This is a genomic window from uncultured Imperialibacter sp., assembly GCF_963974565.1.
GTDB classification, from domain to species: domain Bacteria; phylum Bacteroidota; class Bacteroidia; order Cytophagales; family Cyclobacteriaceae; genus Imperialibacter; species Imperialibacter roseus.
In genome coordinates this window covers 71,503-88,008 of record NZ_CAXBCJ010000001.1, presented here as the reverse complement: position 1 = coordinate 88,008, position 16,506 = coordinate 71,503, and the positions used below count along the sequence as shown (strand labels likewise).

General features: G+C 45.2%; 14 protein-coding genes. 5 read left to right on the top strand and 9 right to left on the bottom strand.

Going from position 1 to position 16,506, the window contains the following annotated elements; all coding sequences use genetic code 11:
* Window positions 1-139 precede the first annotated feature (139 nt).
* Window positions 140-3,271 carry a hypothetical protein gene (locus AAC052_RS00415; protein WP_339810074.1) on the top strand — a complete coding sequence of 1,044 codons (3,132 nt, stop codon included), beginning with the start codon at window positions 140-142 and terminating at the stop codon, window positions 3,269-3,271.
* A gap of 189 nt (window positions 3,272-3,460) precedes the next feature.
* On the opposite strand, the gene AAC052_RS00410 is transcribed toward AAC052_RS00415, so the two are convergent.
* Window positions 3,461-3,610: a hypothetical protein gene (locus AAC052_RS00410; protein WP_339810073.1), complete on the bottom strand. Its 150-nt coding sequence runs from the start codon at window positions 3,608-3,610 to the stop codon at window positions 3,461-3,463.
* A gap of 15 nt (window positions 3,611-3,625) precedes the next feature.
* Window positions 3,626-4,066: a hypothetical protein gene (locus tag AAC052_RS00405; RefSeq protein ID WP_339810071.1), complete on the bottom strand. Its 441-nt coding sequence runs from the start codon at window positions 4,064-4,066 to the stop codon at window positions 3,626-3,628.
* 98 nt (window positions 4,067-4,164) lie between these two features.
* On the opposite strand from AAC052_RS00405, the gene AAC052_RS00400 reads away from it, so the two are divergent.
* The gene (locus AAC052_RS00400; RefSeq protein ID WP_339810069.1) at window positions 4,165-4,332 is read left to right on the top strand and encodes a hypothetical protein; all 168 of its coding nucleotides are present in this window, start codon (window positions 4,165-4,167) and stop codon (window positions 4,330-4,332) included.
* Between the two features lie 768 nt (window positions 4,333-5,100).
* Here the strand turns inward: AAC052_RS00400 and AAC052_RS00395 are convergent.
* Window positions 5,101-6,555 carry a Gfo/Idh/MocA family oxidoreductase gene (locus AAC052_RS00395; RefSeq protein ID WP_339810067.1) on the bottom strand — a complete coding sequence of 485 codons (1,455 nt, stop codon included), beginning with the start codon at window positions 6,553-6,555 and terminating at the stop codon, window positions 5,101-5,103.
* A gap of 269 nt (window positions 6,556-6,824) precedes the next feature.
* Between AAC052_RS00395 and AAC052_RS00390 the strand changes: the two genes are divergently transcribed.
* Window positions 6,825-6,953 (top strand): hypothetical protein, encoded by a 129-nt coding sequence (locus tag AAC052_RS00390; protein WP_339810066.1) that lies wholly within the window; start codon window positions 6,825-6,827, stop codon window positions 6,951-6,953.
* A 109-nt stretch (window positions 6,954-7,062) separates the two neighbouring features.
* Here the strand turns inward: AAC052_RS00390 and AAC052_RS00385 are convergent, their stop codons facing one another.
* The 3 genes from AAC052_RS00385 to AAC052_RS00375 form a co-directional block, all read right to left on the bottom strand.
* A complete protein-coding gene (locus tag AAC052_RS00385; RefSeq protein ID WP_339810065.1) occupies window positions 7,063-7,668 on the bottom strand; it encodes a DUF4145 domain-containing protein in 606 nt (201 codons plus the stop codon).
* Window positions 7,669-7,850: 182 nt separating this feature from the next.
* Window positions 7,851-8,582: a hypothetical protein gene (locus AAC052_RS00380; protein ID WP_339810063.1), complete on the bottom strand. Its 732-nt coding sequence runs from the start codon at window positions 8,580-8,582 to the stop codon at window positions 7,851-7,853.
* A 107-nt stretch (window positions 8,583-8,689) separates the two neighbouring features.
* Window positions 8,690-9,400, bottom strand: coding sequence for a hypothetical protein (locus AAC052_RS00375; RefSeq protein ID WP_339810062.1), 711 nt, complete (start codon window positions 9,398-9,400; stop codon window positions 8,690-8,692).
* Window positions 9,401-10,168: 768 nt separating this feature from the next.
* Here AAC052_RS00375 and AAC052_RS00370 point away from each other — a divergent pair.
* The gene (locus AAC052_RS00370; RefSeq protein WP_339810061.1) at window positions 10,169-10,597 is read left to right on the top strand and encodes an HU family DNA-binding protein; all 429 of its coding nucleotides are present in this window, start codon (window positions 10,169-10,171) and stop codon (window positions 10,595-10,597) included.
* Between the two features lie 366 nt (window positions 10,598-10,963).
* On the opposite strand, the gene AAC052_RS00365 is transcribed toward AAC052_RS00370, so the two are convergent.
* On the bottom strand, window positions 10,964-11,953 hold the full coding sequence (locus AAC052_RS00365) for a S41 family peptidase (RefSeq protein WP_339810060.1): 990 nt from the start codon (window positions 11,951-11,953) through the stop codon (window positions 10,964-10,966).
* Window positions 11,954-12,028: 75 nt separating this feature from the next.
* Window positions 12,029-12,811, bottom strand: a complete 783-nt coding sequence (locus AAC052_RS00360) for a helix-turn-helix transcriptional regulator (protein ID WP_339810058.1) — start codon at window positions 12,809-12,811, stop codon at window positions 12,029-12,031.
* Between the two features lie 259 nt (window positions 12,812-13,070).
* Here AAC052_RS00360 and AAC052_RS00355 point away from each other — a divergent pair, with 259 nt between their 5' ends.
* Window positions 13,071-14,108: an exo-alpha-sialidase gene (locus AAC052_RS00355; RefSeq protein WP_339810057.1), complete on the top strand. Its 1,038-nt coding sequence runs from the start codon at window positions 13,071-13,073 to the stop codon at window positions 14,106-14,108.
* Between the two features lie 119 nt (window positions 14,109-14,227).
* Here AAC052_RS00355 and AAC052_RS00350 read toward each other — a convergent pair whose 3' ends face one another.
* Entirely contained in the window at window positions 14,228-16,408 is a 2,181-nt protein-coding gene (locus tag AAC052_RS00350; RefSeq protein ID WP_339810055.1) for a KAP family NTPase, read from the bottom strand.
* Between the last annotated feature and the right edge of the window lie 98 nt (window positions 16,409-16,506).

Sequence of the window (16,506 nt, the reverse complement as noted above, 5' to 3'; positions counted from 1 at the left end):
CATAAAGGAAATACCCCAAATGGTTTTGTGGGCAGATGTCGGAAGTATGGCCGAAGGTTGGTTGTTTTCTCCATCCATCCTTTTGCCGGTTGAGTTATCGGTGTTTGGTTAATAACTTTCCTTCGTTAAACATACAGGTATGATTTCTGAAAAGCACATCAAATACGTTCTCATTTTTGCCATGAGTATTGCTACCCTTTCTGGCAGTCTCGCACAAAAATTCCCTTCCGATAAATTCCAAAACCTCAAAATTCGCAATGTAGGCCCGGCCAATATGAGCGGGCGAATTACCGCCATTGCTGCTGTGGCCGACACTCCCACGAAGGTTATTTACATAGGTGCTGCCTCCGGAGGGGTGTGGAAATCAGAGAATGGTGGCACTGCCTGGGAAAGTATTTTTGATGATGCCCCAACCGTTAATATTGGCGCTATTGCCGTGCAGCAGAGCAACCCCAGTGTGGTATGGGCGGGTACTGGTGAGGGCAACCCCCGCAACTCCATGAACCTGGGTTTGGGCCTGTTCAAGTCGTTGGATGCTGGAAAAACGTGGAAGAGAGTAGGGCTGGAAAACTCCAAAACGATTCATAGGATTATCATTGATCCGAGTGACGGCAACACGGTATACGTAGGTGTGATGGGCGATCCGTTTACACCACATACCGAACGGGGCTTGTACAAGACAACAGACGGTGGCCTTACCTGGAAGAAAATCCTTTATACCAACGACAAGTCTGGTGTTGCCGATCTGGTGATGGATCCAACTAACCCAAACAAGCTGCTTGCTGCCATGTATGAGCATCGGCGCACGCCCTACAGCTTCACGTCAGGTGGTCCAGGGTCTGGACTGTATATGACTTATAATGGTGGTGAGACCTGGAAGAGCCTGAGTGAAAAAGAAGGACTACCTGCGGGTGAGCTGGGTAGGATAGGATTGGCCATTGCCCCGAGTAACCCGGATCGGATTTATGCCAAAGTGGAGGCTACCAAAAATGCGCTTTATCGCAGCGACGACGGCGGCTTGTCGTGGAAGATGATCAACGACAACCCCAGGTTCACCAACAACAGGCCGTTCTACTTTCAGGAGCTGGCTGTGGACACCAAAGACCCGAACAGGCTATACAACATCTACCAGCCACTGCATGTGAGCTACGACGGCGGTGTGTCTTTCGATCCGGTACCGATGATCCCCGCTGACGAGACCAAGGGCATCCACGCCGACTTCCATGCCTTTTGGGTAGACCCCAACGATCCCACTTTCTTTATCATTGGTGGCGATGGAGGCATTGGCATCACCCACGACCATGGCAAAGCCTGGTATTTCCCTGAAACAATCCCGGTGGCACAGTTTTACCACATCAATGTGGATGAAGACATGCCCTACAGTGTGTACGGGGGCATGCAGGACAACGGCAACTGGTCGGGCCCTGGTTATGTGTGGAAACGGGGTGGCATCCGCACGCTGTACTGGCAGTATTTGGTCGGTGGAGACGGCTTTATCATACAGCCTGATTCGGTAGACTCCCGCTTTGGTTATGGTACTTCCCAAAATGGGGAGCTTTATCGCTATGACAAGCTGACGGGCTATTACCAGCACATTCAACCCAGGGCACCGAACATGAACACCCGCCTGCGCTACAACTGGAACGCTGGGTTTGCGCAGGATCCAAACAACAACGATGTGGCTTACCACGGCAGTCAGTTTGTGCACAAAACCACCGACAAGGGAAAAACCTGGACGATCATTTCGCCTGACCTCACCACCAATAACCCCGATCACCAAAAGCAGGACTACGGCGGACTCACCATTGATGCTTCCGGGGCGGAGATTTACAATTCGATCATAAGTCTGGCCGTGAGCTACCTTGACAAAAACGTTATTTGGGCGGGGTCTGACGATGGACTTGTGCATTTGACCAAGGACGGAGGCAAAACCTGGACGAATGTCACTGCCAATATCAAAGGCCTTCCAAAACAGGCTTGGCTTGCTCAGATGCAAACATCGCCCCACAAAGCAGGTGAAGTATGGCTGGTGGCCAATAACTATCGGCAGGGCGATTATGCACCTTACTTGTTTCGCACGCAGGACTACGGGAAAACCTGGGTACGCATGGCTGAAGCCAGTCAGGTAAAAGGGTATGCGTTGTCGGTGATGCCCGACAGCAAAGAACCAAAGCTGGTGTTTCTGGGGACTGAAAATGGTCTGTGGATCAGCATAGACGAAGGCAAAACCTGGGAGCAATTCAAGAATGGCTTTCCCTCTGTGTCTACGATGGACATGGCGATACAGCAACGGGAATCGGCGCTGATTGTGGGCACCTTCGGTCGGGCCATTTGGGTGCTGGATGATCTGTTGTCGCTACGTGAATTAGCCAAAGGCAAGCTGGAGCAACAGCCGTTGACAGCTTTACCAGTCAACGACGCCGTGCAGGTAAAGGCCTTGTTCATCAATCCTCCCGGCAATATCTGGACAGGCTTTTATACTACTTTCGAGGGTGCCAACAAGCCATTTCAGAAAGTGGAAATTCCGTTTTTTGTCAAAGACAACAAAGGAGGTGACAAAGCTATGGCTGAGGTGTACAATGCCGACAACCAGCTGATCCAAACAGTAAACACCGACAGTGTGGTGGCTGGGCTCAACTACATTACCTGGAAGCTCGACGAGCAAATGGCCCGCCTGCCGGGTGCGTGGGCAGGTGAGGACTCACGGGATATTCCTGTGCTGCCCGGCGACTATAAAATCGTGGTCAAGTATGGCGATGCCAGTTCAGAAACGGCGGTGAAGGTGATTCCCGATCCACGGTTTGAATACGACGAGGAGGTGGACAAGGCTGTGTATACTTTAAGCAAACGCCTGAATGTTTCTACTGAAAAGCTGGCCAGTGCCATGGCTAAGTTGCAAGCGAGCGACAAAACGATAGAACATGTGCTAACCCAGGCTAAAGCGGTCGCAGCCAAAGAAGTTGTGACGGCTTCCGAAGCCATACAGCAAAAAATCAAAACGCTTAACGACCTGGCCCGTGCCCCTCGCCCCGATAAGCAGGTGGGCGCCTGGCAGTCGTTTGCCGTAACGGCGACTTCCAGGTTGAGCGATGCTGCCCAGGCTTTGCGTGGCCGACTCTTTGTGCCTACTAGTCAGGATGTGAAGGTAATTGAGGAAGCGGAACAGTTGGTTGGGGACTATGTGAAAGCGGTGGATAGTTTCTACGCTACCGAATGGCCTGCTTATAAAAAGCAGGTGGAGAAAGCGGAGCTGAGTTGGTTTAGGGAGTGAGTTGGACGTGAAAGCTATCGAAACGACCATATAGCGAGGGCGATACAATCGCCTGACTCATTACGTCCTCGTTTCCGCTAGCGCTCAAACGAGGACGATGGGGGTGAAGAAATGCGTTAAGGCAAGAAAATCGCCGCTTCATCCCTGCTCGTTTTAGCAACAGCGGAAACGAGGAAGATTTGGGGAACTCTATTTGGTCTTGGGGAGGCCAGCTTTCTTCAGGATATCGTTTGCCATTTGGAGTTTCTCCGGAAATAATACCTGCCCCTTAAGTTTGTCCAACCCTTTGTCGATCTTCACAATCGGGGTCTTATGCTTATTTAATTCATCGATTTTCATGATACACTAAATTACCTATTTCCTTCTTGCCAAAAAAGCATCATAATCTTGCCCGACAGTAAATTCCTCCCAAACATCGTTCTTTAATCCATACACCAGGAAATCAACAGAGATTTCCACGATGTTATTAGCAAGCCCTATTCGATACAAACGAGTTCTTGTTAAGCTACTTCCAGCTGCAAATACCCAAGCCTTTGGGTATTTGTTAGTGAACGCATAAACTGTTGACGCAACTGTAGCCAAAACCTTTAAGCTGTCCTCGTTGTTGGTGATGGTTTTGTCATCAATCCTTGAATTTTCCTCGTCCCAATCTCCAAACGCCAGATTGTAAACTTCTTCCATGTTGGTTTTTGAATACTCCACAACCTTCTTAACTCTTCCCTTCGGCCCTATGCTGAAAAATTGATAATACAACAAATCATCTTCGGTTGTATAATCATACCTCGGATATCTCATCTTTAGCCAATTTTGAATAAATATAGCATTTTACACATTTCAGCTTTGTTGGCCTCCAAATTTACCTCGATGCCAAAAAGGGTGATGCCATCCAGGCCTTGAGAGGCCGACTGTTTGTGCCTACCAGCCAGGACGTGAAGGTAATCGAAGAGGCAGAGCAACTGGTTGGGGACTTTGTGAAAGCGGTGGACAGTTTCTACGCTACCGAATGGCCTGCCTTCAAAAAGCAGGTGGAGGAAGCGGAGCTTAGTTGGTTTAGGGAGTGATTTGGACGTGAAAGCTATCGAAACGACCATATAGCAAGGGCGATACAATCGCCTGACTCATCACGTCCTCGTTTCCGCTAGCGCTCAAACGAGGACGATGGGGGTGAAGCTAAGCTGGTTTGAGGAGTAATACTTGAGTAATGCGGGTTTCAAACCCGGTGGTACCATTTCCGGTTTCACCAACTGGTTTGCAAATCAGGAAGCTATCCGTCTTAGTCCTACAGAGGCACTTTACTAAAATGCCGTTTCCTTTGGATAAAGTTGGAGGGTGTGTCTTCACACCCGCAACCATCGATGCCCAAAGCCGGGCGTGAAGACACGGCCCGGGACGATTGGAGAGCTTTTATACCCTGCGAATGGTCAGCCTGAAAAAAAAGCACCTAACGGACTAAACTGAGCTTGATGTAAACCGGGTTTCAAGCCCGGCGACAACTCTTCCGTTTCACCAATTGGTTTGCAAATCCGGAAGTGCTGATGCGGGGTGGCGCAGCGACAAACTCACCCACACCATCGTCATATCGAACCGAGTTAAGAGGGAGATATCTCCATGATGGTTGCACTGGGCCGTTGCATATATCTCCCCAAAACCCAACAATTCAAAAGCAAGCTGAAAACTTGACTGGTATTCCCACAAGTTACTCCTGTGGCCAAACTTGCGGGAGGAAGCGAGCTGCTACCCGGGCCGGAAACTTCTATCCCGCCTCCCGATAGCTCGGGAAGCAAGATACGAAGTGACGCATGCTATGGAGGCGGGGGTGGTGCAGCGGATTATACCTCCCAGCCCTTTCTGTAGGTTCTACCCACAAACTGATTGGCCTCTTCCAAATTGGTGATTTTCATGTTTTCACCATCCCATAGAAGCTTTTTGCGCCCGTAATACTCCCATTTATTTTGCGAGATCTCCTTTCTGAGCATATAACTCCGGATGGCCAGATTCCCCATAAGTACTGTTTCCGTCATCGGACCGGCGTAATCGAAAGAGGAGGTGAGTCCCTTGTGCTCCTTGCTTCCAAAACCAGCTTTGCAAGCTTCCACCCATTTCTTTTGATGTCCATACTCAGGAACGGGCATTTCCTCTTTTTCCGGGCCAAAATCTGTGGTACCATCATACAGGAACAATTTGGGCATAAGCGGCGAACTGTCATTGATGTTGGTAGAAATAAGTCCTTTGTCGCCAATGATTAGTACGCCGTTGTCGCTGTTGGCTCCGCCGATGTCCATGTTGGCAGGGATTATATCCGGGTGAGCCGGACGAATTCCTCCGTCGCTCCAGGTCATTTCGATAGGAGATTTGCTCTTGTCAGTACCATCAAACTGAAGGGTAATGAAGGAAGATGGCGGACAACCCTTGGGATAATAGTCAGGTGTCCACATTTTGCTGTATATCGAAGCTACACTGGCTTCAGCCGACTTGGGGTATTTCAAGCCCAATGTGCGGAATGGAATATCGATCAAATGGCATCCCACATCTCCCAAAGCGCCTGTTCCGTAGTCCCACCAGCCTCTCCAGTTGAACGGATGCAGATTGGGTGTGAAAGCCAGGGTCGGTGATGGCCCGAGCCAAAGATCCCAGTTAAGATCCTTAGGTTTCGCATTAGGGTCAGGCTCCGGGAAGGGAATGCCTTGTGGCCACACCGGGCGATTGGTCCAGATCTGTACTTTCGAAATTTTACCTACCTGACCCGAATCAATCCACTTTTGTACCATGTCGAGCAGCGGGTTACTGCCTCCCTGGTTTCCCATTTGGGTCACTACTTTTTGCTTTCGTGCCAGCTCGGTGAGGAGGCGAGCCTCCCGGATATTATGGGTCAGTGGCTTTTGTACGTAAACATGCTTTCCCCTGTCCATGGCATACTTGGCAGCGGGACCGTGTACATGATCGGGGGTTGAAATGGTCACGGCGTCAATGTCTTTTTCCTTGTCCAGCATTTCCCTGTAATCGGCATACAGTTTGGCCTTTGGGAAATTTTGTACCGACCTGGAAGCCGATCCGGAGAAATCCACATCGCAGAGAGCAATTACATTTTCACGGCCTTCCACCGAAGCCAGTTTGATATCGCTGGCACCTTTCCCGCCAGCACCAATTGCTGCGAGATTGAGTTGGTCGCTGGGTGCGGTATACCCGACGCCGCCAAGGACATGCCTCGGCACAATCGTGACTGCAGAAGCCGCCAACACACTATTCTTTAAAAATTTCCTTCTTGATTCAGGGGTGTTTTTCATGACGTAACTTATTTGCTTAGCTGTTCAACCTTTAAGCTACATCTTTCGGTAGAAATTTTCATTTGCTATAGGACGAACGGTTTTTTTATCTGCTGTTCGTCATTTCGAGAGGTAACATTTTTGGCAAACCGGACAAAATGAGATGACGTGACCTTAAATCTTAAAAGAATGTGTCAGATTGAGCCCCGTCGAAATCCACATTCTTTGAACGGCTTAATAACGAGTCATCGGTAAGAATTACAGTGAGGTCTTTAACTGGTGTGTTTTGGTTGCCAGACTTCAAGTCCTTTCAGGGAAGGCTACGCCAGGAATTGATCCGCCCTTCCGTCGATGAGAAGGTTTTCAATGTGATCGTTTCCGGCAACGTGGAATATGCTATTCCGAGAGAGGGCGGCTGATTGGGTTGTCTAAGAAGAAGAGTAGACCAAACGAGGCTGAGTTTTCAGTATTCCGGGTTTCAAACCCGTCGATAGGGATCGGTGCAAGCGACTAATAGCAAATGTTTATTTATTCTGTTTCAGTTGGAGTCTCAGGGGATTCAGTTTCCATCATGATTCCCGACATTTCATAAATGAATCTTAGAAGCATTTCCGTAAAAACTAGAATTCGTTCTGCTTCTTCTTTAGTCCTAAACTCAATTTTGTGATTAGCTTCATTACCAAGTTTACGAATGCTGTCTACCCACTTCTTTCCGTTGGGAGGTATATAATTGTTGTCGTTGAGGTAGTTCACATAATCAGCAAATCCCTTCCCAGCTTTTGCCCCTTCGGCTACCGATATATTCATTAAAAGCTTACGACAACACATAACACTTGATGTATAGGCAGAAATCGAATAACAAGATTTAGCCTCATTAAAGAGTTGTTCAACGTCTGCATCAGGTATATGTTTGACAGGGTTTCCAATAACTGGTCCCGGTGTTTGCGTACCTTCATATACATCAAAGAATGTTGGTTTTTTGCAACTATGACACACATAGATATACCCATCGGTAACATTCTGACCGTTACGGCTGCCTTTTGATAAATAGCCCTGAGCTGAAGATAGCGATTCTCCACAATGTCCGCATTTGTAGCTTTTAGAAGGGAGTCCCATTGCTTTGTCCCAGTTCATGTGCGTTAAGTTTTATGTGTGCTAACCTCGGTAAAATGAGTGTGCGAATTTTATGCAGCTCCGCTTCCACTTGCACTTAGCCACGGCGATGTTAAAATTAACCCTTGTGGTGGACATTCCAAGCCAACTGACCGTTGATAACCGGTGAAGCCCACATTCATTTTTACCGCTGTGTTATCTTTTTACCAGCCGGTTTGTCGCTGTCCTACTGCTTGATATTTGCCACCCTCAAACACAAAAACATTTTTAAATTGTTCGGTGTCTTTATTTCCCTCCTCGCAGTCTTCAGTTAGAAAGAAGTGTTGATACTTTAGATTCTCAATTATTGAGAAGTGACTATTTACCACATTTTCCTTGTCAATGATAAATAGACTTTCTCGTTTGTGTACTTCAGTTTCCTGGCATTCACCGCCGCCATATGCCACGGCGGTCTTTGAGTCTATTCTAAATAGCTGGTCGATTGAGTCTTGACGTTCCAGCATCAACAAAAATTCTTCGCCGGAATATGAAGCAGCTCTTGAGTTAGTTGTTAATTCGATTCTTATTCCAAAAGCTCTATGGCTTACTGAAACATTGAACGGAGCAGTGTCAATCCAAATATCAAATGGGTAAACGGCATCCGAAATTAAAGCGCTTTCAAACCTACTGTATGTAACAATTTCTTCGTCGGCAGTGGCAATAACAACGAATAGATCGGCCACCCAGCATTCTCGGTCACAATCGTACTCAGTTATTAAGGGGAAACACCAGATGACATTGTCGTTAAGTGGGTGCTTCTTTGACGCAATCAGGCTAGTCTTTACGCTGTCAGCTTGCAAATTCAACTTACTGAACAGCCAGTTTGGGGTTGTTTGCTTTGCCCATGAGGGGAAAACCAGCAAGAGTGCCATTGATACAGTCAGCCCTATGCGCATTAGAAGATTATTAAACATAATGTCTCGGTAAAATGAGTGTGGGAGTTTTATTCAGCTCCGCTTCCACTAGCCTCGATTTAATAAATTCCCATTTATGGGAGCATTTGTTAGAGGCTTCTTCTTAATGTTATTCTATCACCCACTGATTTCAAGGCTTTTGGCCGTTCACTCCATTCAGGTTCTTTTACTTGTACTAAATGGAATATAGAGTCAGTGTATGTCAAAATATAATAGGTATTATTCTTTGTTTTCCAGTTTTCCAAGCTCAGAATTGCGGTATTTTCGTCCCATAGGAAAAAATTATACAATGAATTATCAATATACCCCTCCGTGTTTCCCTGTTCGGTGAAAAGAAGGGTTCCTATTACTTCATTACTGTCTATCACCTGATATTCATTAGCAAACCATAATCGATAAAGCCTCTGGAGATGTAAGCCTAAACTTGAGTTAGTTCTAGTCGCTTCTTGTTCGTCAATAACTTTTATAAAAGTCTTTATTTCAGTCTGATCTTCGAAATGTACTTCAGCTTGAATAGTCAGAGCGTTTAAGATACTACTAATCTTAATGTAGCCTCTTTCATTTTCGAATCGCCCATTTTCTGTATTTAGAAAAAGCCAATCTTCTTCCATTGCGTTAGGATGAAGAGCGAGGATTAATGTGTCATTTTTTATAAGCAATCCATCGTAAAGTTCTCCTCTTTCCTTGAATGCTTTGGTCAAAGAATTGTGATGAACTAGATTGTCGAGGCAGGCTTTGTCTGACCAAACCCCACTTAATTTATTGTTTAAGATACCCTCTTGCCCTTTAAGCTTATCCAAACAAAGTATGGATAGGATAATGGCCAGACATATATTTCTCATTATTGAAAATTGCTACTAAAAACCAGTATAAACCAAGAGGCTGATTAACATACCTTATCTCGATAATATATTCAATTTTCCGCAATAAGTTATTACCCGTACTGCCAAAACCATTTGATGCACCTTCTGATATCAATTTGAAACCCCTCTTAATCCATCCCTCTTTCCAGTAATGCCCTTATCCGTCTCAAGTAATGCGGTGATTCGTTTTCAGTTAAGCGCTTAACTACCTATCGGTTATGCCCTTAACTGGTACCCGGTTAAGCCTTTAACTGCCATGCGGTTAAGCCCTTAACAACTACCCGGTTAAGCGCTTAACTGAAAATGGCAATAACCAGGTGCTGAGGACGGTTGCCTCCAGGGCACCTGCAAGTGCAGCGCTGAGCGGTTTTTCGAACGCCGCTTTAAACGAAGGAAAGCCGATTGGGTTGGACTATTGAACCAACCTTTTGATGATTTTTTCTTTCGGGTTTTAATGAATGAAATTTCTTTAAAAATTTTCATTTCAATCGATTGAAATACATTTTTTGGCACTAAAGTTGAATTGTAAAAAACCGTAAGTCAGGAACGAAAAACAGCTTCCACGAAGGCCTTCAACGAACGACTTTTCAGTCCACGACCGACAAGGAAATCCGGCCGGGTTCCTCATTCAATACCCGTTTCGTGTGGTCTTTACCACCTGAAACACCAGTTAAATCAATTAGTCACAATTTAAATGTTAAAATCATGTCTATTCTGTATAAAGCAATACCTCGTACCGAGCCGGGAGTGGTGGGTGGAGGTGAAATCAAGTACTACGCTGGCATCGTAAGAGAACGTGAAGTAACCCTCCGGGAAATGGTGAAGGAGATTAGCTCCCGCAGCACCGTTACCACCGCCGATGCCATGGCCGTGATCGAGAACTTTCTGGAGCTGGTGCCAAAGTTTCTTCGCAACGGCCGCAATGTGAACATGGGCCAACTGGGTCGCTTTAAGGTGACCATCCACAGCAAAGGCTACAAAACCCCCGATGAGGTAGGCAACTACAGCATCAAGCGCAACAAGATCAGCTTCTGGCCAGGCATGGAGATGCGTGAGAACATGGGGGATGTGAGGTACACCAAATACACGCCGGCGCCCAGTCCCCGGGTGTTCACGAACCAGTCCAGAGAATGAGAGTTGCCTTCAGCTCACTACCCGGAAATTGAAAATCTCGCAACTGCTTGCGGGATTTTTTTGTGCTGTGTGCCGTGCGTGAAGACACAATGGGATTTTGGGAATAGGGTCTGAGTTTTCCGGGTTCCAAACCTGGCGATAGAGCTTCCTGATTACAAATCCGGACGAGCTGAGCGAATGGCCAGCTTGTCGTTTTGCGTATAGCGCTGGATGAAGGAACCATTGATTTGCATAAAACAAAAGTAGGGAAATTACGGCGAGAGTCTTCTTTTGAGCAGTGCAGGGGTTGCTCATTTAGAAAACTCCCGCCAGCACTTCCCCAACAAGCAAGAAAGCAGACCGGGCTATCAGCCACCTGGCAGGGAATTACTCCTTACCGAGCCGCCCTTTGATATGCTGCAACGCTTTCTCCCTGGCCTCGTCATCATTGGCGGCCACGTTTGGCTGAATGCCAGTACCCTGCCAGCTAATTTGGGTGCCAGGCAAAAAAGGTGCGTCGCTTGATACTGATACGATCAGCTGATCATTGACCAGATAATACTGATTCATAAAGGCAGCACCTGCCGAAGGCGTCCCAACAACAGTGGCCCTTCCCAGGTTTTGTAACGCAAAAGTAAATGCCTCAGCCGCCGAAGCTGTGCCACTGTTGGTCAGGATGTATAGCGGTTTTGTATATTTTTTTCCTAGAAGCCAACCAACAGTTTTATTCATTTCCACACTCCCAGTTCTGTTTTTGAATTCAAGGAGCTCGGTTTCTTTTTCCAGAAAGAAAGTTTCAAAGACGGCACCCACTGTGCTGCCACCGCCACCATTGTTTCTCAGGTCGATAATGAGCGCATGGGTATTCTTTATAAATTCCATGGCTGCGTAGAGGGTCTTGAGGCTTTCTGCTGAAATGTTGATCTGGGAAAGCTTCATGTAGCCGACGTTTCCCTCAAGAATTTCGAGCTGCTGAAACCCAAAATTGCTGTCGTAGGCTTTTTTGTTATTGAAGAAGGAAGTCGTTTCTTCACTAGTTTCTTCCTTTTTTTCTTCAGTCTGACCTTTCAACTCTTTGACGATTTCCAGATTGTGCCAGACATAAAGATGACCATCGTTACTAACCTCCCGCAGGCTCTTGGTCATTACTGAATCGAGTTGTTTCCAGCTCGCAGCAAAGTTAAACCTGCCTTTTTCAAAATCTTTTATAAAGCTGGCGGCGATGTCGTTGCCCTTATCTTTCAGCACATAGTTGGCCTTTACGAGCTCTGCTACTTTGTAGGATGCGTCTTTAATCGTCCGTTTTGATAAATCTTGCGATTGGCAGCAAAGGGAGCAAAGGGACAGCGAAAGCGCTATTGTGATTATTTTCGTCATGGCTTATCAGTTTTGTTTTGCGAAGGTGAACAGAAGCGCCCCCACAAAATAGAATGAGATTAGCCTGCTTAATAATTATAAACGAGACAGCTGCCTGGGGTTAAAGCCGAGGTATAGCTTGAAGAGCCGGGTCATATGGCTTTGGTCGGAAAAGCCGCAGGCAAAGGCTATTTCGGTGAAGGACTTTTTGCTGTACAGTATCAATTGCATAGCCCTGTCAACCTTCACTTTTCGCAGATAGTCGGCCAGGGTGCAATGGCAGTATTTTTGAAAATATTTTGAGATAGTAACGGGGTGTATACCCAGCTCTGTGGCTAGCTCATCGAGGGAGATGAACTCATCCCACCTATCGTTTACTATTTCCAGAAGCCGCTTTAACCAAACTGGTTGTGGGTTGGGTTTCTCCTTTTTTGAAAATGCGGATGTCAGCGATGCGTGGATGGCGTCGGCGGAATATCCGTCGTTGACTGCCAACTCCCGGTATATTTTAAAGACGTGGAAATAGGTGTCGATTTGGCTGGAGGGTGTTGCATCCAAACTGTCGGGAGCCAGGTCGTTATGCTGAAAGAAACCATTCTTTATTTCCAGGTTCAGGTTTTTGGACGGGAACTGGGTAAACCTATTGCGGTGAATCTCCCCCTGGTGGTAAATCATCAGCTTGCCCGGCAGCACCTGAATGTCATCCTTTTTCCGTGATTCCAGGTTGCCTCCCTTTAGTATAGCCGACAGATGGAAATTTTCATGCCGATGCCATTCTTCCGACACAGCACTTTCATAATTCACAACGGAAACTGTGCAAAGATCGGAGTCAAACCTGCTGGATTTAAAGCCTAAAAAGTCATCGTAATCTACTTTCATGGAGCTCGAAAAGGATTGCTGGCGATTTTCTCTTTGTACGAAAATATAAAACTTCTGGTTGTTTGGGCTGCTGCCAAAGCCTTTGCTTGTTCCCATCATGTACAGCGCCCACCACCACAAAAATCACAGTGCTGGCTTTTTGTGGCTTTGCCCTCATCTTTTTACGTATCATTTACAATCATTTTACAAATGAAATGGCTGCGTTGGGCTGTCATGCCTGTAGTTTTGAGTTATCATTTTCATTAAAACCAAATTCGCTATGCCTTTCATGCATCCACCCCTTTTGTATTTTCTGCTTCATTTCTTTGCAGGCAATCAGGCTTCAGAACCGTCAGCTGAAACAAAGATGGTTGAACCAACTAAAGAGGCCGAAGCCACCAATGTCATTCTTCAATCAAAAGATGGCGGCCACACATGGCAAGATATCAGCCACGGTTTGCCTGAGATAGAAGAGCGTATGGGCTTTTTTGCCGGTGAGTCAGAAATCTATTTAAGTACCAACGGTGCATTGTATCGCAGCAAGAGTAATCTTAAAACGCATGTTTGGGAAAAGGAGAATGTTCCTGATCTAAAAAGTACTTCCATTACTTTCAATCAATCCGGAGTGATGGCCTACAGTTTTGATGGTCACATTTATCGAAAAAAGCCCTCATCAGACACATGGTTGCCGATATACACAGACCTTATAACGCATTCGGTAGCAACTATTTTTGAAACGTCTGATGGGACGGTATTTATGGGGACAGGCAAGAGTCTTTCCAAATCTACCGACAAAGCACAAAGCTGGAAGCCAGTCCAAAAAGGCTGGGTTGATAATATCGTCGAGTCAGAAGGTGTTCTATTGGCTACTGGGCAACAGGGGATCATGCGCTCGACCGACAATGGCGACACCTGGGAATGGGTCATCAGCGAGGGGGGCGTAGGCATAGCTGTTGAACGTATCGATGGTGGATTTGCTGCGATAGCCTACAACACACGAACTCAATCCAGAAGGATCCACACTTCATTTGATGGCGGAAAAACCTGGCAAGCCATTGATGAAGGACTTCAGCCGTCGAAGAACATTTCATCTGTTAAGCAAATGGGTAACTATTTATTCGTCGGTCATCCGGATGGTATATTCCGTTCATCGGACATGGGTAACACATGGCAGCGTGTTCACGCAGGCTTTGGCAACCCGCTATATGCTTCACTGAAATTCGCCTTGTGGACGCCGGCAGCACCTGTTGAGAAAGTGTTTAAACTCTATGTTTCCGGCAATGTACTCTACGCTGTGGCGGTATCTCCCGGCTGCTGAGTGATTCAGGGGACGCCCGGAAAATGAAAATCCCGCAGTTGCTTGCGGGATTTTTTTGTGGTGATGGCTGAGGGAGTTTGGCCAAAGTGACATCTTGGGACATTACCTCTCCCGGTCGTCTATTTTTCTTCCCGAGTATTGTCCTTAGAGTACCAGTGCACAAACTGTCTTAAGATGTTAATATCTGTTTGGTTGTGTTCATAACGGTCATCAAACCTAACTTTTTCCTTTGCAATTTCTCCTCCGAATGAAGACTCTAAACGTTCATAAATGTATTCCTTATCTAGAAGGGAGATAAGATATTCATATTGTTCCTTTGTAAACGTCGATTTGTAGGGTTCAGGATGGTTAGAACTTCTGGCTGTTGGCGTAAATGACCATAGTAATTCCTTTATTTTCTTCGCATCTTTATCCAAAATACTCTTTAAGTAAGTTTGTAATTCTTCTGAATTATCTTCCTTCCAAGTACCTAGCAAATAATTAGTATGATCGGGGAAAGTCACAAAAAGTGGTTTACTCTTAGAGTCTTTGATCGCTCTTTGTCTAAGTATTTTTGCGAGTTGGATATATTGCTCTGTACTGAATATTTTTTCTTCTTCAGTTTCACCAGTTCTAAGCCAATTATTGACTTCATACGAGAACTTAAAAGGAACTGGATTAAGCATAAGAGATTTAGCAAGTTCTAAACACTCATCTTTATTGCCATGTTTCTTTATTACTTGATAAATGAAAATTGTTGCTTGAGCAAGAGCACCATCCATTCCAAAGCTGAAAAGGGAATCCCCTTCTGGAAATTTATCTCCCATATATGCAAGAGACAATGATAATTTGGTTGAAATATCCCACGGTAAATCCTCTTCATGACTTCTTATCTTATGAAGAAAATTATCGACCGAGCTGCCTTGTATTAACCTTTCGATATGCTCCTTTAGGTCGGCTATGGATGATTCATTTATTAAATTGAAGAATGAATCGAATTGAACATCGGAAAGCTCCCCTTTTATCACCGTGTATGAAAAATATCTCTTGAAATAGTTAGTTGAAACTATCCGTTTCTCCTTAAACCATTCATTAGCTCCATCATGCAAAAAGTTTTTATTGAAAGCTTCGTTCAATCTTGGGAATAGTTCACTTAAAAGATTTAAAGCTGCTTCTTTCTCCCTTTTAGAAAAATCCTTAGCCAGTTCATCCAGATTTTCCTGTAGAACCGTTGCACGCTCTTTATATTCTCTGGAATCACCGTAACCCATATGTCCTCCGTAGGAAGATAAAAAATAGTGAGGGTTTTCTTTTACAAACGAGTAATGTGCTGGGTAAAAAATCTTGAGAGCTTCAATAAGCATCAGATCCACATGATTGACTTCTCCTTTGAGAAGAGGTATAGAAAACGACAAGGTGTTTCCGTATCTCACTGCAAATCGTGGAGTTTTAAGTTTGAGTAATACGTTTTCTGTGAATTCAGAAACGAATCGTCGAACCTCATTTTTAGTGAGTTCCAAACCACTTTCATTAATAGCTTTATCGACTAATTCAAAGCAATATTTTTTAAGAGCATCTGGTTGTGCTTGAGGAACTTTTAGAGGGACCTGGATGATTTTTTCAAGAAAGTTTTCACCTGATTTTTGACTCCCTTCGCCAAATCTGCTTCCAATAGCAGATGCAACCATTTGTTCATCAAAGGAGAGAAGGTAAGTAGTGTTTGAAAAGTCTGCAGTTAATTTAACTAGTTTAAAAAGCGTGAAAATTTCCGATTTGTCTAATCGATCAATGTCATCTACAAAGATTACAAGTTTGCATTGACTCTCCCTTAAAAACTCATCAATTCTATTTTTTAATTCTTCAAGATCGACGTCAGAGATAGATTTTCCAATTCCAGAGGCGTCAACGCCGAAGATTCCACCGATGCTGCCATATTTAGATATAAAGCTACCCAGTTTCTCTTTTCTATTATCTAGTTCACGTCCAAGGGTTGTAGCGATTTTGTTGAAGAATTTTTTTAATAGCGTTTCCTCATCTCCGTATCGCCAAGGGTTTAGCTTTATGATTAGGATAGACTCTTGAATACTAAGTTCTTGATTTATAAAATTCAGAACAGACGTTTTCCCTTCTCCCCAAGCTCCATAGATTCCTATTACTATTCCATCAGAATTCTTTCTCTGAATAATGGATTCAGCGATTCGCTTCGAGAAGTCATAGCGTTGAAATCTATCTTCAGCCTGAACTGAGACAGGTTTGTCTGAAGAAAAATTTAAGTCCATGTTTCTTTCGCCATGCAGTTGTGGAAAATCACCTGATAACACTTACTCTCCGTGTCATAATCCTTGTTGGTCATCTGTGAATATACACCAAAATGTTGCTACTGACAGTGTGTTTTTGGGAAAGATTACTCCACCCATTG

Coding starts and splice junctions, on each gene's coding strand:
- AAC052_RS00405 (WP_339810071.1), bottom strand. CDS start 4,066: ATGAGATATCCGAGGTATGATTATACAACCGAAGATGATTTGTTGTAT.
- AAC052_RS00355 (WP_339810057.1), top strand. CDS start 13,071: ATGCCTTTCATGCATCCACCCCTTTTGTATTTTCTGCTTCATTTCTTT.
- AAC052_RS00380 (WP_339810063.1), bottom strand. CDS start 8,582: ATGCGCATAGGGCTGACTGTATCAATGGCACTCTTGCTGGTTTTCCCC.
- AAC052_RS00410 (WP_339810073.1), bottom strand. CDS start 3,610: ATGAAAATCGATGAATTAAATAAGCATAAGACCCCGATTGTGAAGATC.
- AAC052_RS00370 (WP_339810061.1), top strand. CDS start 10,169: ATGTCTATTCTGTATAAAGCAATACCTCGTACCGAGCCGGGAGTGGTG.
- AAC052_RS00415 (WP_339810074.1), top strand. CDS start 140: ATGATTTCTGAAAAGCACATCAAATACGTTCTCATTTTTGCCATGAGT.
- AAC052_RS00360 (WP_339810058.1), bottom strand. CDS start 12,811: ATGAAAGTAGATTACGATGACTTTTTAGGCTTTAAATCCAGCAGGTTT.
- AAC052_RS00395 (WP_339810067.1), bottom strand. CDS start 6,555: ATGAAAAACACCCCTGAATCAAGAAGGAAATTTTTAAAGAATAGTGTG.
- AAC052_RS00385 (WP_339810065.1), bottom strand. CDS start 7,668: ATGAACTGGGACAAAGCAATGGGACTCCCTTCTAAAAGCTACAAATGC.
- AAC052_RS00365 (WP_339810060.1), bottom strand. CDS start 11,953: ATGACGAAAATAATCACAATAGCGCTTTCGCTGTCCCTTTGCTCCCTT.